Here is a 16,315-nt window from a genome sequence, read left to right on the forward strand (position 1 = left end):
ACAACTCCCGCTGATCCGCACAGCGCTGACAGCGGGAGACCCCGGGGGAAGTCGGGGTCTCCCGCACCGCGTCAGCGGCTACGCGGTGCCCGTCATGCTGGCGAACACGACCACATTGCTGTTGTAGTAGTGCTTCTTCGGGTCGAACTCGCCGCCACAGGTGACCAGGCGAAGGCCTGCGTGGTCGAGGTTCTTGTAGACCTCGAGCGTCGGGAACTCGGCCTTCGGGTACTCGGCGACCCGCTCCACCGTGAACGTGGCCGTCTTGTTGTCCCGCCGGGTCACCTTGATCGTGTCACCGGCCTTCATCGTCTTCAGCTTCTCGAACACTGCCGCCGCGCCGTTCCAGGTGACATGGCCGGCGATCACGGCGGGCCCCTGGGAGCCGGGTGTCGGCCCCGGCTCGTACCAGCCCGCGAGACCGGGGTCCTTGGGGGTCTGCATCGTTCCGTCCGTGTTCTGCCGCAGTGTCTCCAAGGAACTGGAGACGCCGAGGGACGGGATCGAGATGCTCTGCGGCTCCGACCGGGCGAGGGCGGGCTTGGCCTGGCCCGCACCCGAACCGTTCTGCGCCCCGCCCTCCGGCGACGCGTGGTGGCCGCCGGCGGACGGCTGCCCGGTGGGAGCGCCTCCGGCGCTGCCGCTCGCCGGCGCCCCGCCCTGCGGAGCCTGACCCTGAGATCCGGCGGGCGCCGCCGGATCCTGCCCCCCGCACCCCGCGAGAAGCAGCGTGGCGAGGGCGGCGGCGGCCAAGGAGGCGGCGGCCCGGCGGCGGCCCGGCCGCGCGGTGGATGCGGCGGGTGCGCGAAGCACGGTTGATACGGAGGTCCGGCCGGCCTTCACGCGGCGGCCGCCGTGGTCTGCGTACGGACGCGGGCCGAGGCGGCCCGCCTCCGCGCGACGAACAACGCGCCGGTCGCAGCACCCGCCAGCGCCGCGGATACGGCGAGCGCCGCCCCGCTGATCACCGTCGCCGGCGCCGCCGCACTCTGCGGAGCGCCGCCACCGGTCTCGACGCCGCCGACGGGAAGGGCACCAACGGACGCGCCCATCACCATGCCGCAGTTGGTCGGAGCCGTGGCCTCCTGGGGCAGCTTCGGGTCGAGCTCGCTCTTGCCGGCCCCCTCGAAGTCGTACTTGCCGTTCTTGTTGCGGTCGATGCCGTGCTGCACGATGTGCAGGTCCTTGATGTGGTCGACCACGGCCTGCGAGACGGTGATCGTCCGCTTGTACGAGACCTTGCCCTGCTTGTTGGCGATGGGCATGCGCTCCACGGCGAGCCCGCTGGCTGCCTGTGTGTCCCCGGTCGTGGTGAGCGAGATGTTGATGTCGCCGTAGTCGACGGTGGCCTCGGTGTTGCTGAGGATCCCGTCGCCGTTGGTGTCGTCAGTGGCGTCCGGGCACTGGAAGTCGTGCCCGTTGGTCGAGCCGTGCAAGTGCTGGGCCGACGGCGACCCGGGCACCATGCCCTCGGACTCGATCTGCACGGTCAGCTGAGTGCCCTTGAGGCTGAGCATGGCCGTACCCCGGGAACCGGAGTTGTTGAGCTGTGCCAGATCGATCTGGTACGCCTTCCCGCTTTCCGCGAGAGCCGGGCCGGAAAGCCCTACGGTCAGGAACACGGCGGCGGCGGCGGGCACGGTGGCGAGCACCACGAGGCGACCAGTGCGCTTGGCTATCACATTCGCTCCTGTTCCGCGGTTCCCGTCGTGGGGAATCGCAGATCGTACGGGTTTGACGTGAGCTCCCGGAGAGGGTCTCGCCACTACTTCGGAGCGTCCACGCCGTTGGATTGGTACTTCTTCGAGAAACTTTTCGGTGGTCGGCCGGCGGCGCCCTGACCAGCGAAAACAACGAGAAGCCCGGTCCGCAGGACGACCTGTTCCGTGTCCACCTCGTGCGGATGCCGCACCACCGCGGGGAACCGTCGGGTACTTGCCGTCCGGCGATGCGGTTTCGCGCCAACTCTCTGCCATTTCAGGCGGGTTGTGGCTGTGTGGACCTATGTTCCATGAGGTTCACCGGTTCGCCCCAGGAGGTCAGATTGCAGAACAGGCGACGCTTCCTCGCCTCTTTCCGCGCGTTACGCCGTTCCCACCTGCTCATCGCCCTCGGCCTCGGCTCGCTGCTGGTCGGTCTGATGCCGTGGCTCGGGGTCGATGGCCCGGCAGCGGCCGGCCGTGCCCCGATACCCCGGCCCGCACCCGTTCCGTTCGACCAGCAGACGGCGAAGCACTCACCGCACCACGGCATCGCGCCGGCGGACGCCATGGGACCCACGGCACCCGTCCTCGACCGGACCGGCTGGACGGCCACGGCGAGCGACGAGGAGGCGGGCGGCGAGAACGGCCGCGCGGCCAACGTGCTCGACGGCAATGACAGCACCATCTGGCACAGCAAGTGGGCCGGCACCCCCGCCCCCTTGCCGCACAGCATCACCATCGACATGCACCGCACGGCCGTCGTCTCCGCCCTCCTCTACCGCCCCCGCGCCGACGGGGCCAACGGGCGCGTCGGCGAGTACAGCATCAGTGTCAGTACGGACGGACAGGCCTGGGCGAGCCCGGTCGCCTCGGGCACGCTGGCCGACGACGGCAGCGCCAAGACGCTCGGGTTCGCCCCGCAAGGAGCCCGGTTCGTACGGCTGACGGCGCTCACCGAGGCCGGCGGCCGCGGCCCCTGGACCTCGGCTGCCGAGATCAATCTGCTGGGCGACCCCGGCACCCCCGCAGCCACCGTCGACCTGTCCCGGACCGGCTGGACGGCCACGGCGAGCGACGAGGAGGCGGGCGGCGAGAACGGCCGCGCGGCCAACGTGCTCGACGGCAACGACAGCACCATCTGGCACAGCAAGTGGGCCGGCACCCCCGCCCCCTTGCCGCACACCATCACCATCGACATGCACCGCACGACGGCCGTCTCCGCCCTCGTCTACCACCCCCGCCCGGACGGACCCAACGGCCGGGCAGGCGCGTACACCGTCACCACCAGCGCCGACGGCACGGCCTTCGCCGCACCGGTCGCCGCGGGCACCTGGCGCGACGACGACACCGTCAAGACCGCCACCTTCACCCGCACCGAGACCGCCCGCTACATACGTCTGACCGTGACCACCGAGGCCGGCGGCCGCGGCCCGTGGACCTCGGCCGGTGAAATACGCCTGAGCGGACCGGCCAGCCCGGGCGCCCACGGCGCCTGGGACCGGATCACCGGCTTCCCCCTGGTACCCGTGGCCACCGCCGCCCTGCCCGGCGACAAGCTGCTGGCCTGGTCCGCGTACGCCGTCGACCGCTTCGGTGGCAGCAACGGCTACACCCAGACCGCGATCCTGGACCTGAAGACCGGCAAGGTCACGCAGCGCCGCATCGACAACACCGGCCACGACATGTTCTGTCCCGGCATCGCCATGCTGGCCGACGGCCGGGTGCTGGTCACCGGCGGCAGCAACGCGGAGAAGGCGAGCATCTACGACCCGGCCACCGACGCCTGGTCCGCCACCACCAGCATGAACATCGCCCGCGGCTACCAGGCCATGACGCTGCTCTCCACCGGCGAGGCCTTCGTCCTCGGCGGATCCTGGAGCGGAGCCGCAGGCGACAAGGCCGGTGAGGCCTGGTCGCCGGACACCCGTACGTGGCGGGGGCTCCCCGGGGTCTCGGCCGTCCCGGCGCTGACCGCCGACCCGGCCGGACCGTACCGGGCCGACAACCACATGTGGCTGTACGCCACTTCCGGCGGCAAAGTGCTGCAGCTCGGCCCGAGCCGGCAGATGAACTGGATCTCCACCAGCGGCCGGGGCAACATCACCGGCGCCGGCACCCGGGCCGACAGCCAGGACGCCATGACCGGCAACGCCGTCGCGTACGACATCGGCAAACTGCTCACCCTGGGCGGCTCGCCCGCCTACGAGAAGACCCCGGCCACGCGGCGCGCCTACACCGTGAGCATCTCGGGAGGCCAGGAGGTGCAGGCCGCCCGTACGGGCGACATGGAGCACGCCCGCGCCTTCAGCAACAGCGTCGTCCTGCCCGACGGCAAGGTGGCCGTCTTCGGCGGACAGGCGTATCCGGTGCCCTTCAGCGACGCGACCTCGGTGCTGGCCCCGGAGCTCTGGGACCCGTCGACCGGCCTCTTCACCCCGCTCGCCACCATGGCCATCCCGCGCAACTACCACAGCGCGGCCAACCTGTTGCCGGACGGGCGGATCTTCTCCGGCGGCGGGGGCCTGTGCGGGGACTGCGCGACCAACCACGCCGACGGGGCCGTCTTCACACCGCCGTACCTGCTGGGCGCGGACGGATCGCCGAAGCCGCGTCCCGTCATCACCGCAGGCGTGCCCTCCAGGACGGCCCCGGGCACATCGCTCACGGTGAGTACCCAGGCCCCGGTGGCGTCCTTCGTCCTGATGCGGGCCGCGGCCGCGACCCACTCCACCGACAACGACCAGCGGCGGGTCCCCCTCGCATCCACGGCCACGGGAACCGGCGCGTACACCGTGTCCATCCCCGCTGACACCGGTGTGGTCCTGCCGGGGAACTACATGCTCTTCGCCCTCGACGCCCAGGGGGTACCCAGCATCGCGAAGTTCGTCACCATCTCCTGACCCACGGGCGGTGTCCGGCCGTCGGGCCGGCCGGACACCGCCTCCGGTGACCCTCCGGTTCCGTGAGATCGTCCGATAAATTGGCCCACCGGACGGTCCGTTCACCGCGGGTCGGCGAACGGCCATGGGGACGGGGGAGTCGGTGGAGTCTTTGCGGCCCGGTGACCTGCCGGAGATCGGCGGGTACCGCCTGCTGGCGCGACTCGGCGAGGGTGGAATGGGCGAGGTGTTCCTGGCCCGGACGCCGTCCGGCCGGCCGCTGGCCCTGAAGACCGTGCACCGGGAGCTGAGCCGGGAGCCGGACTTCGCCGAACGGTTCGCCCGGGAGATCCGCACCAACGACCGGGTGCGCAGCGCGTGGACGGTCTCGGTGGTGGACTTCAGCCCGCCCGGCGTGTTGCCCCAGTGGCTGGCGACGGAGTACATCGCCGCACCGTCGCTGGGCGACTGGGTGCACGGGCACGGGCCGCTGGCGGAGCCGGCCGTGTGGTGCCTGGCCCGGGAGCTGTCCTCCGCGCTCGTCGCCGTGCGAGCGGCGGGGGTCGTCCACCGGGACATCAAGCCGGCGAACGTACTGCTCGGCCCGGAGCGGCCCTTCCTGATCGACTTCGGCATCGCCCGCGCCGTACGCGACCCGCGCCACACCCGGACGGGCGCGGTCATCGGCACGCCCGGCTTCCTCGCGCCGGAGCAGGCGACCGGCGCCGTGGCCGGGGCGCCGGCCGACGTGTTCTCCCTCGCCGCGGTCCTCGTGTACGCGGCGACGGGCCGCAGCCCCTTCCTGGCGCGCGGGGAGGAGCTGCAACTGCCGGGCCTCCTGTACCGGATCGTCCACGACGAGCCCCAGCTCGACGGCGTACCCGAAGCGCTCCTCCCACTGGTGGGGGAGTGCCTGGCCAAGGACCCCGACCGGCGCCCGACCGCCGAGGACGTACGGGCGCGGCTCGGCGCCGCAGCGGAGGAGGACTGGAGCACGGCCGTGCCACCGGCCCTCGCCGCCGACGTCGGCCACCGGGAGGCCGAACTCACGCGACTCCTGACCGCACCGCAGCCACCTGCCCACACCCCTGCGGGGCCCGGCACTTCACCGGTTCCGCCGCCGCAGCCGCCGGACCTTCCCCCTGGCGTCGCACGGGTGCCGCCGGCCACGGCTCCCGGTACTCCGCTCTCCTCCCGGAGGCCCCTGGTGATCGGCGCGGCCGCCGGTGCCGCCGTGCTCGCGGTGGTCGTCACGCTCGCGATCACCCTTCCCGGGGACGACGGCGGCGGTGGCAAGGCCGCACCCCCCACCGCCTCGCTGACCCCGTCCGTACCGCCGTCCGCCGCAGCGGTGTTGCCGGCGTCATGGGTCGGCACGTGGTCCGGCGTCGGGCCCGGCACGCCGGACGCGGACGGCGTAACCCTGGCGCGGACGGGTGAGTTCGCCGTCACGGTCACGCTGCAGGCCGGAGCTGCGGGCGAGATCGTGGGCCGGCAGGTCAGCGACGTCAAGGAGGTTGCCGGCGGGCGCAACCTGGGGTGCACCGAGGCCCTCGAGCTGCGGCAGATCAAGGGAAACACCGCGGTCCTGGCGGCAGCGACCACCCACCCGACCGACCGCGCGGCCACCTTCGACTGCCCCCGCGGCAATCTCTACGTACTGACCCTGGAGGCACCGGACCGGCTGACGCTCCAGTCGGAAGGCGCGCAGTCGGCCGGAGCCCCCGCCGCCCTGACCCGCAACCACTGACCCCGCGGGCGTCGTACGTGCCTCCACTCGGCCGGAGCCGGCAGCCCACCGGGTGATGACCTGGGCGGGTTCTCCGGCGCGGCTGCTTGCCCCGATGCGGATGCCGGGCGTGTCATGTGTGAGGTCCGTGTCATGTGCCTGGTCCTGTGAACGCCCGGCCGCGTGAGGGAACCATGGTGAAACTTCCTGCGCGCCGTTCCCTGCTCGCGGCCGGGGCCGGCGGAACGTTCGCGGCCGCATCCGCGGCCTTCCTGCTGCGGGCCGCCCCCGGGGCGCCGGGACCGGAGCCGTCCCCCACCCCGCCCGCCTCGCTGCGCACCGACCTGGCCGTACGCAGCCGGCTGCTCGGCCGGGACGTCCCGTACAGCCTCTACCTGCCCGCCGGGGTGAGCTCCGCGCCCCGGGGCGGCGGGCCCGACGGCGGGATCCCGGCCCTCTTCCTGCTGCACGGAGCGAGCGGGAAGCACACCGACTGGGTCGTCAAGGGCGGCATCGTGCCGATCCTGGAACGGGCCGTCGCGGCCCGCCGGATCCCGGCGTGCGCCCTCGTCATGCCCGACGCCCGGCGGGACCCCGGCATGCCGGGGGGAGGCCAGGACGAGACGTTCTACATCAACGACGCCGGATCCGGCGCCGGCGCCCTGCGCTACGAGGACATGTTCATCGAGGAGTTCGTCCCTTCCGTCGAACAGACCCACGGACTGGGCGGCCGGGCGGAGAGGAGGGCCGTCGCCGGGCTCTCCATGGGCGGCTACGGCGCGCTGATGTACGCCCTGCGGTACCCGGGCCGGTTCGGCGCCGCTGCCGGGCTGAGCACGGCACACTTCACCGACGAGGGCTACCGCGCGATGCCGATGGGGGAGTGGAACCGCTTCTTCGGCCATGCCTTCGGCCGCGACCTGGCCGGATCCGCCCGGCTGACGGACCGCGCCCGGGAGTACAACCTGGCCGACATCGTCCGGCGCACCGCCCCCGACCGGCTCCGGCGCACCCGCTACCACCTCGGCTGTGGGACCGAGGACACCAACTACCTCCCGGGGACCGAAGATCTGCGCAGCGTATTCGCGGCCCGCGGCGTGGACGCCGAGGTGGTCCTGGAACCGGGCGGCCACGGCTGGCCGTACTGGACCGTCGCTGCGGAGCGGATGCTGGACTTCCTCGGCCGCCGGCTCGCCTGACCCCCACACCGAACCCGGACTGTGGCCTGAATCACAGCGGAGGGGTGTCACGGTTCCTCGGCGCGGAGTGTCTCGATGGGCGTCCGACGAGACGAGCAGGGTGTGATGCCGAGGTGCCGGCGCACGTACGTGGTGGGGGCGGGTCATGGCTGAGGAAGCCTTCACCGAGCACCGTCCGCTGCTGTTCACCATCGCCTACGAGATGCTGGGCAGCGCCACCGACGCCGAGGACGTGCTGCAGGAGAGCTACCTGCGGTGGAGCTCGGTCGACCGGGCCGCGGTCGGGCATCCGCGTGCCTACCTGGTCCGTACGGTGACCCGCCAGGCGCTCAACCTCCGACGACACCCGACAGATCGTCCAACGCTTCCTGCTCGCGGCGACGACCGGTGAAGTCCAGGCGCTGATGGACCTGTTGGCGCCCGACGTCGTGCAGGTCCCGGACGGTGGCGGGAAGGTCGTCGCCGCCCGCCGTCCGATCACCGGCCGCGCCGACGTCGCCCGGTTCGTCCTCGGCGTGCTCCGTACCACCACCGCGGCGACGAGGGTCGAGCACGCCACGTACAACGGCATGGCCGCGGCACGGTTCGTCACCGACGGCGAACTCGACTGGCTGGTCGCATTCGAGATCGACGGCGGACGGATCGCCGGCCTCTACGGCGTGCGCAACCCCGACAAGCTGCACCGGGCCGAGACGGTGCTCCCACTCGACAGAGGAGGCAACCAGCCATGGAAACCATGACCGTTGAACGCGTCATCGCCGCTCCGATCGAGGAGGTGTTCGGCTGGCTCACCACGACCACCCACTACACGAAGTCGCCGCTGATCCTGCACTGCCGCCTGACCCGGCACGGCGAGGGCGCGCCCTACGGTGTCGGCGCGATCCGCTGCTCGGTGCCTTCCTCACCCGACGCCTCGCGCGGCCGGTCATCACCCGCACGTTCCGCAACATCCTCGACACCGCCGACAGCGAGCCGGCCCGACGCCGCGGCCGGAGCCGGGCATGAAGACCCGCCGCCGCGGCGGGCTCAGCTGTTGACGAAGGTGAGGCTGGTCGCGTCGTAGCGGGTGCCCGCGATCTCCGAGGGCGGGGCTGCGGCCTCGATGGCCGCGAGGTCCTCGGGTGACAGCTCGACGGCCAGGGCCGCGAGGTTCTCCTCCAGGTACCGCTGCCGCCGAGTGCCGGGGATCGGCACCACGTCGTCCCCCCGGTGCTGCACCCACGCCAGGGCGAGCTGGCCGGCGGTGACTCCCTTCGCCGCCGCCAGCTCGTTCAGCTTCGCGACGATGGCCAGGTTCCGTTCGAGGTTGCCGTCGGCGAACCGCGGCTGAGTGCGCCGGACGTCGTTCTCGGCCAGCCCCTCGACCGAGCTGTACCGGCCGGTCAGAAAACCGCGCCCGAGCGGGGAGAACGGGACCAGGCCGATGCCGAGCTCGCGGCAGACCAGGGCGATCTCCGCCTCCAGGTCGCGGGTCCACAGCGACCACTCGCTCTGCAGCGCGGCGATCGGGTGCACCGTGTGCGCCCGGCGGATGGTGCCCGCGCCGGCCTCGGACAGACCGAGGTGACGGACCTTGCCGGCCTGCACCAGCTCGGCCATGGCGCCGACGGTCTCTTCGATCGGCACCTGCGGATCGACCCGGTGCTGGTAGTAGAGGTCGATGTGGTCGACCCCGAGCCGGCGCAGCGACGCCTCGCACGCCTGCCGTACGTACGCGGAGTCACCGCGGACCAGGGTCGGCTCGCCGAGGCGGTTGGCGAAGCCGAACTTCGTGGCCAGCACCACCTCGTCGCGGCGTCCGGCGACGGCCCGTCCGATCAGCTCCTCGTTGTGCCCGGCGCCGTAGAAGTCGGCGGTGTCCAGGAAGGTCACCCCGAGGTCGAGGGCATGGTGCAGCGTCGCGATCGACTGCGTGTCGTCCGAGGCGCCGTAGCCGTGGCTCATGCCCATGCACCCCAGGCCTTGCGCCGAGACCGCGAGGTTGCCCAGGTGCCGGGTGGGGACGTCGCTCATGGTGTTGCCTCCTGATGCCGGAATCATCTGCCCAGGACGCTAGGTGTTGGAGTGCGCTCCATGTCAACCGACGGCCCCGGGCGCCGCGCTGCGGGGGCGGGCTTTGTATCCGGGGCGTATCAGGCAGCGCTTGGTTGCCCATCGAAACGACGTGCAGGCCCTGAGCGATGAAGGGCCCACGGAGCGCCGGACGGCCCTGGATCCGCCGTCTGCCCGATCCCCGCCACCCCATCTGACCTGCATGTTCTCGGATGGAGGAGGTTCCCGGGAGGCGATGCGCGTCCGGCGGGCGACGCGGTCCCCGCGCCCGGTGCCTGCCGTATCGTTCCCTTCAGGTCGCCGGCCGTGCGTGAGCGCACACGGGGCCGATGCCGCACCCAGCCCGCCCGAACAGGAGTCGTCCCCGTGTCCTCGCCCACCCCTGCTCCGGCCTCTCCGCGCCCCGTTCGCGTGTTGCTGGTGGAGGACGACGAGCTGATGCGCCGGTCCTTCGCCGTCGCCCTCGAGCGCTACGGCTACGAGGTGAAGGCGGCGGCCGACGGGCTCGCGGGGCTGGAGCTCTTCCGCGACGACAGCTTCGACCTGCTGATCCTGGACGTGATGCTGCCCGCTCTGGACGGGATCGGCCTGTGCCGCAGAGTCCGGGAAACCAGCCTGGTGCCGATCTTGATGATGTCCGCCCGCGGCGAAGGGCTCGACGTCGTCGCCGGCCTGGAGGCCGGCGCGGACGACTACGTCGTGAAGCCCGTGGACACCTACGTGCTCGTGGCGCGCATCCGCTCGCTGCTGCGCCGGGCCACCTACGCTCCTGCTGCCGGAACCGGGCGCCCTGCGGGCGAGCAGGCACCGTCGTCCGACGGAGACCGGCTGGTCTTCGGGGACCTGGCCATCGACACGGGCGGCCTGGAAGTGTTCGTCTCCGGAAGCCCGGTGGCGCTGACCCCGACCGAGCTGAAGCTCCTGCTGGAGTTCGCCGCCCACCCGGGCGTCGTGCTCGAGCGGCACACCCTGCTGCGCAACGTCTGGGAGTACGGCTGGGACGGCGACAGCCGGGTCGTGGACCTGTGCGTGCAGCGGCTGCGCAGGAAACTGGGCCGGGACCGGATCGAGACGGTCCGCGGCTTCGGCTACAAGTTCAGGCGCTGAGGCAGGTGCGCCCGTTCGACCGGCTGCGGCCGGCCCGCGCGTCCCTGCGCCGGAAGATCGCCGCACTGGCCGCGGCCACCGCCTGCCTGGTCGCGGCGGCGGTGGGAGTGCTGGTCCATCTGTGGACCGCGAGCGACATCCGCAGCCGGGCCGAACGGGATGCGTTCAACACCGTCTACTCGGCCATGGACACCTACCGGCGTACCGGAACGCTGGCGGACGGTGCCGAACTCGATCCCGCCGGCCTGCCCGACGTCCTGCGCCACCCGGCCGACGGCAACCGGCGTACGGCCTACGACGGATACGTCAGCGGCAATCTGGGCCCGAGCGTCTGGGGCGCCCAGCGGGTCGGCGGCCCGGGCAGCCCGGTGCTGGCCGTCCGCTTCAACATGAACTCGGACCTCTACGGGCTGCGCCGACTCGACGTGAGCATGGCGGTGGCCTCCCTGGTCTCGCTCGCGGCGGCCGTACCCCTGGCGGTCTACGGGGCCGGTCTGCTCGGCCGCCGGCTGCGGCGTGTCTCCGAGACGGCGGTCCGGATCTCCGCCGGGGATCTCGATGCCCGTACCGGGCCGATCAAGGGCGGCGACGAGGTGGCCGACATCGCCGCCACCGTCGATCAGATGGCCGACAGCCTCGGCCGACGGCTGCGCGCCGAGCGCCAGTTCACCGCGGACGTGGCCCACGAGCTGCGCACCCCGGTCGGCGGCCTGCTGGTCGCCACCGACCTGCTGCCGCCCGGTGAGACCGAGGATCTGCTCCGGGGCCGCGTACGGGACCTGCGCGGCCTGGTCGAGGACCTGCTGGAGATCTCCCGGCTGGACGCGGGCGCGGAGGCGGCGGTCCGTGCCCGTGTGCCGCTCGGCGCGGTCGTCCGCGAGGCCGTGGCGAGGACCGGACTCGATGCGGAGGTCACCGTCGCCGATGCGCCGGGCGGAGAGCCCGCCGAGGCGGTGGAGACCGACCCGCGCCGCCTCGAACGGATCGTCGGCAACCTCGTCGTCAACGCGCACCGGCACGGCGCGACCCCCGTCGAAGTCACAGTCGAGGTCACCGTCGAGGGCCGCACGGTCGTCGTACGCGACCACGGCCCGGGCTTCCCCTCGGACCTGCTGCGCGACGGTCCGCGCCGCTTCCACACGGGCGCGGCGGAGCGCGGCTCGGGCCACGGCCTGGGCCTGACCATCGCCCTCGGCCAGGCCCGGGTCCTCGGCGCCGAGCTGCGCCTGGCCAACGCCCCGGACGGCGGCGCCGTCGCCACGTTGCGTCTGCCGGCCTGACCACCGCGATCGGCGCCGGCCCCCGCCCCTACAGAACCGATACGAAGCGACGCGGACGCCGATACCCGGCCGCCCCGGCTCCGATACACGCCCCCGACACCCTTCGAAGTGCACCCATTGGCACCCGAAGAGGAGTCCCCCGTGACCGCCGCACCGTTCGACGCCCTCGCGCCGTATCCGACGACCGCCGGGATGGCGGCCGCCACCAGCGACCTGTCGAAGGTCTACGGCAGCGGCGACACCCGTGTCGTCGCCCTGGACCAGGTCAGCATCGCCTTCCGGGAGGGTGAGTTCACCGCGATCATGGGCCCCTCCGGCTGCGGCAAGTCCACCCTGATGCACTGCGCCGCCGGGCTCGACACGGTCAGCTCCGGCTCCGTCCGTATCGGGACCACCGAACTGAGCACGCTGAACGACCGGCAGCTCACCGAGCTGCGCCGCGACCGGGTCGGCTTCATCTTCCAGGCGTTCAATCTGCTGCCGACGCTGACCGCGCTGGAGAACATCACGCTTCCGCTGACCATCGCCGGCCGCCGCCCCGACCGGCAGTGGCTGGACCGTGTGGTCTCCATGGTCGGCCTCTCCCAGCGCCTCGGCCACCGGCCCGGACAGCTGTCCGGCGGGCAGCAGCAGCGCGTCGCCGTGGCCCGGGCCCTGGTCTCCCGCCCCGCGATCATCTTCGGCGACGAGCCCACCGGCAACCTCGACTCCCGCGCCGGGGCCGAGGTCCTCGGCTTCCTGCGCGACTCGGTGCGCGAGCTCGGCCAGACCGTGGTCATGGTCACCCACGACCCCGTCGCCGCCGGCTACGCCGACCGCGTGGTGTTCCTCTCCGACGGCCGTCTGGAGGACGAGATGGCCCACCCCACCCCGGACCGGGTCCTGGACCGGATGAAGGCGTTCGACGCACGCTCCCGCACCAGCTGACCCGGCCTCACCCCGTCACCTGCGTCACACATTCCCGTACCCCCAAGTCATTCCCGTACCCCCACGTCCCCGAAAGCAGCCCATGCTGAGAACAGCCCTGCGCAACGTCCTGGCGTACAAGGCCCGTCTGGTCATGACCGTCCTCGCGGTCTGCCTGGGTGTCGCGTTCGTCTGCGGCACCCTCGTCTTCGCGGAATCCTCCGCCGCGGCCTACCGCGCCGCCGCGTCTAAGAACTTCGCGGACATCGCGGTCACCGTGACCCCGAAGGACTCCCCGCCCGGGGCCGCGGACGACAAGCCCGGAGCACTCGACGACGCGCTCGTACGGAAACTGGCCGATGTGCCCGGTGTCGCCGCCGCGCGCCCCGCAGCCGACGGCTCGGCAACCCTGAACGGCGCGGACGGCGCTCCGCTGCGGGCAGGCAAGGCGTGGGCGAACCTGGCCGGCGCCTACGTACCGGGCAAGGACGGCAAGGACAGCCGCCATCAGCTGGTCAAGGGCCACGCCCCCCGGAACGGCGACGAACTCGCCGTGGACAGCGGCACCGCCGCCGCAGGCGGGTTCGGCATCGGCGACACGGTCACGCTGGCCACCGACGGCCCGGTCATGAAGAAGCGGCTGGTGGGAATCGTCACCACCCAGGACACGCGGGTGACCGCCGGCGGCACCCTCGTCCTGTTCGACAAGGCGACCGCCCAGCAGCTGTTCGCCGCCCCGGGCCAGTACACCTCGATCGACCTGTCCGCGACGCCCGGCACCGACCGGTTCACGCTCTCCGAACGGGTCGCCGCCGTGCTCCCGGCCGACCGGGCCGAGGCCGTCAGCGGCGCCGCCCAGGCCACCCAGCAGGCCACGTACCTCGACACGCTGACCCGCGGCTACCAGAAGATGCCGATGATCTTCGCCGGCGTCTCGCTGTTCATCGGCTCGTTCCTCATCGTCAACACCTTCACCATGCTCGTCTCCCGGCGCACCCGGGAGATCGCACTGCTGCGGGCGATCGGCTCCTCGCGCCGCCAGGTGGTCCGCTCCATCCTCTGGGAGGCCGTACTGGTCGGCCTCGCCGCGTCGGCGGCCGGCTTCCTGCTCGGCCTCGGCATCGCCTCCGTACTGCCCGACATCCTGAGCACCTCGCAGGACACCCTGCCCCGCGGCCCCCTGGTGATCGGCCCGCTGCCCGTCGTGGCGGCGCTCGGTGTGGGCGTGGGCGTCACGGTGCTCGCCGCATGGCTGCCGTCCCGCAGGGCGGCGAAGGTCGCGCCCATCGAGGCGCTGCGCTCGGCGGAACAGCCGCCCACCGCCACCGCGTCCCGGGTCCGCGGTGCGGTGGGGCTGGTCCTGCTCGCCGTCGGCGCCGGGCTGCTGGTGTCGCTCATGGGGGCGAAGGACGCCTCGGTGGAGAACCTGCAGAACGCGATGTCCGGCTGCGCCCTCGTCGTCGTCGCCATGATCGTACTGGCGCCGCTTCTGGCCGCCCCCGTGATCCGGCTGAGCGGACGACTGACCGGCCGCTTCGGGATCACCGGGCACCTCGCGAGGGAGAACGCGCTGCGTGACCCGCGGCGAACCGCGGCCACCGCCTCCGCCCTGATGATCAGTACGGCACTGGTCGCCGGGCTCGCCGTCATCGGCAACTCCAGCGCGCAGGCCCTCGACCGGCAGGCCGCGGCCGGCCTCGGCGCCGACTACGTGATCAGCAGCCGTACGACGATGACGTCCATCGACCCGGCCGCCGAGAAGCGGGTGGCCGACACCCCCGGGGTGAAGACGGCGGCCGCCGTTGCGGACTCCGTCGTGTTCACCGTGGGCGGCGGTGTCCAGGCGATCGCCGGCGTCGACCGCGGCTCCGTGAACGCCGTCATGAAGCTCGCCTTCGTCAGCGGCTCACTGAAAGACCTCGGACCGGGCCGGATCGCCGTCTCCGGCACCACCGCCCGCGAACAGCACCTGAGCACCGGCAGCCGACTCGACGCCCGCATCGGCCGCAGCCAGGAGCTCGAGCAGTACACCGTCGTCGGTGTCTACGAGGACAACCCCACCGCCGGGGAGGTACTGGGCGACCGCGCCGAGGTCCAGCAGCACAGCTTCAAGACCGGCACGATCCAGCGGATCCTCGTCCGCACCGACAGCGGCGCGGTATCCGTGGCCACCGAGGACCGGCTGCGCACCGCCGTGGGCAACAGCCCGCTGGTGCAGGTGAAGGACCGGAAGGAACTCGTCCAGGAGGCCGCCGGTTCCCTGGGCAACCTGCTGACCCTGATGTACGGGCTGCTCGCCATCGGGGCCGTGATCTCCGCACTCGGCATCGTCAACACCCTGGCCATGTCGGTCTCGGAACGCACCCGCGAGATCGGCGTACTGCGCGCCATCGGCATGGACCGCAGCGGCATCCGGCGGATGATCCGCCTGGAGTCGGTGACCGTCGCCGCCTTCGGCACACTCCTGGGCTTGGCAGGCGGGCTGTTCGGAGCCTGGACGGTCGGCGCTCTGGCCAACGGCGCGATGACGCAGTACTCCCTGGCCCTGCCCTGGGGGACGCTGCTCCTCGTGTGCCTGCTGTCCCTCACGATCGGCGCGATCGCGGCGGCCGTCCCGGCCCGCCGGGCAGCCGCCCTGAGCCCGCTGGAGGCCGTCGCGGAGATGTGACGCAGCACGTACCGAGGGCCGGGTCCCAGAGGCCCGGCCCTCGGCTCCGGCCGGCTGCGGGGTCAGAGCTGGTACTCGTCCGAGAACTCCTGCTGTTCCGGATGAATTCGTCCAGCCCCGCGCACTCACCGCGCGGCCCGGCCCCCACGATCTTCGCGGGCCGCTGGGAAGGTTTCAGGCGCCGGCAGGGTGGCGCGGCTCGCGGCGCATCGGCCACAGGGTCGGTCCGCCGCCCGGGAGCCGGAACTCGCCGAGCACCGTGAAGCCGAAGTGCTCGTAGACGGGGAGGTTGGACGGCTTGGAGGACTCCAGGTACGTCGGCAGGCCGGCCGCGTCGGCCTGGGCGAGGCCCGAGCGGAGGAGGGCGGCTCCGTGTCCCTGGCCCTGCGCGGCAGGGTCTGCGCCGACCACGGCCAGGTACCAGTGCGGCTCCTGGGGTCCGTGCCCGGCGGCCGCCGCCACGGCTTCGCGGAACACCGGAGCCCGGTCGCCCAGGATCTCCTCGAGCTCCTGGATGGTCTCCGCGTCGGGAACGGCCTTGTCCTGTGCGCCCGGCGGCACCCAGAAAGCTGCCGCCGCCTCGGTGCGTTCGCATACGCCGTGCCGGCCGTACTGCCGGGTGAAGATCGTGCTGAAGTAGCGGCCCAGCCCCGCCTCGCGTGTGGCGTCGTCGGGGAAGAACCAGCGCATCATCGGGTCGTCGTCGAAGGCGCGGGCCAGGGTGCGGCCGATCGGTGAAGCGTCGTCGATCGATGCCGTCTTGGGAGTGTTTGTCATCGACATACCGGCCAT

Annotated in this window: 12 protein-coding genes and 1 pseudogene; 9 read left to right on the forward strand and 4 right to left on the reverse strand. The window is 72.4% G+C overall.

The window, feature by feature from the left end:
• Window positions 1–78: 78 nt before the first annotated feature.
• Both OHT74_RS36035 and OHT74_RS36040 read right to left on the reverse strand, forming a co-directional pair.
• The gene (locus OHT74_RS36035) at window positions 79–813 is read right to left on the reverse strand and encodes a class F sortase (RefSeq protein ID WP_266670652.1); all 735 of its coding nucleotides are present in this window, start codon (window positions 811–813) and stop codon (window positions 79–81) included.
• A 26-nt stretch (window positions 814–839) separates the two neighbouring features.
• Window positions 840–1,682, reverse strand: a complete 843-nt coding sequence (locus OHT74_RS36040) for a hypothetical protein (protein ID WP_266670654.1) — start codon at window positions 1,680–1,682, stop codon at window positions 840–842.
• A gap of 362 nt (window positions 1,683–2,044) precedes the next feature.
• Here OHT74_RS36040 and OHT74_RS36045 point away from each other — a divergent pair, with 362 nt between their 5' ends.
• From OHT74_RS36045 to OHT74_RS36065, 5 genes and pseudogenes are all read left to right on the forward strand, one after another.
• Entirely contained in the window at window positions 2,045–4,603 is a 2,559-nt protein-coding gene (locus OHT74_RS36045; RefSeq protein WP_328622565.1) for a discoidin domain-containing protein, read from the forward strand.
• A gap of 142 nt (window positions 4,604–4,745) precedes the next feature.
• The gene (locus OHT74_RS36050) at window positions 4,746–6,332 is read left to right on the forward strand and encodes a serine/threonine-protein kinase (protein WP_328622566.1); all 1,587 of its coding nucleotides are present in this window, start codon (window positions 4,746–4,748) and stop codon (window positions 6,330–6,332) included.
• Window positions 6,333–6,505: 173 nt separating this feature from the next.
• Window positions 6,506–7,510: an alpha/beta hydrolase gene (locus tag OHT74_RS36055; RefSeq protein ID WP_328622567.1), complete on the forward strand. Its 1,005-nt coding sequence runs from the start codon at window positions 6,506–6,508 to the stop codon at window positions 7,508–7,510.
• A gap of 145 nt (window positions 7,511–7,655) precedes the next feature.
• A pseudogene (locus tag OHT74_RS36060) lies at window positions 7,656–8,250 on the forward strand (sigma factor).
• Window positions 8,238–8,573 (forward strand): hypothetical protein, encoded by a 336-nt coding sequence (locus OHT74_RS36065; protein ID WP_328622568.1) that lies wholly within the window; start codon window positions 8,238–8,240, stop codon window positions 8,571–8,573. Before OHT74_RS36060 ends, OHT74_RS36065 begins: the two are co-directional and overlap by 13 nt.
• Here OHT74_RS36065 and OHT74_RS36070 read toward each other — a convergent pair.
• Window positions 8,537–9,523: an aldo/keto reductase gene (locus OHT74_RS36070; RefSeq protein ID WP_328622569.1), complete on the reverse strand. Its 987-nt coding sequence runs from the start codon at window positions 9,521–9,523 to the stop codon at window positions 8,537–8,539. The two genes, OHT74_RS36065 and OHT74_RS36070, sit on opposite strands and share 37 nt — an antisense overlap.
• 477 nt (window positions 9,524–10,000) lie before the next feature.
• On the opposite strand from OHT74_RS36070, the gene cseB reads away from it, so the two are divergent.
• The 4 genes from cseB to OHT74_RS36090 all read left to right on the forward strand — a co-directional run bounded on the left by cseB (window position 10,001) and on the right by OHT74_RS36090 (window position 15,523).
• Entirely contained in the window at window positions 10,001–10,669 is a 669-nt protein-coding gene (cseB, locus tag OHT74_RS36075; protein ID WP_443047755.1) for a two-component system response regulator CseB, read from the forward strand.
• Window positions 10,670–10,674: 5 nt separating this feature from the next.
• A complete protein-coding gene (locus tag OHT74_RS36080; RefSeq protein ID WP_266670701.1) occupies window positions 10,675–11,949 on the forward strand; it encodes a sensor histidine kinase in 1,275 nt (424 codons plus the stop codon).
• 192 nt (window positions 11,950–12,141) lie between these two features.
• Entirely contained in the window at window positions 12,142–12,876 is a 735-nt protein-coding gene (locus tag OHT74_RS36085; protein WP_266673334.1) for an ABC transporter ATP-binding protein, read from the forward strand.
• A gap of 82 nt (window positions 12,877–12,958) precedes the next feature.
• Entirely contained in the window at window positions 12,959–15,523 is a 2,565-nt protein-coding gene (locus OHT74_RS36090) for an ABC transporter permease (RefSeq protein WP_328622570.1), read from the forward strand.
• 174 nt (window positions 15,524–15,697) lie between these two features.
• Here OHT74_RS36090 and OHT74_RS36095 read toward each other — a convergent pair whose 3' ends face one another.
• Window positions 15,698–16,306, reverse strand: coding sequence for a GNAT family N-acetyltransferase (locus OHT74_RS36095; RefSeq protein ID WP_443047627.1), 609 nt, complete (start codon window positions 16,304–16,306; stop codon window positions 15,698–15,700).
• Window positions 16,307–16,315 lie beyond the last annotated feature (9 nt).

The organism is Streptomyces sp. NBC_00354 (assembly GCF_036106915.1).
Classification (GTDB): domain Bacteria; phylum Actinomycetota; class Actinomycetes; order Streptomycetales; family Streptomycetaceae; genus Streptomyces.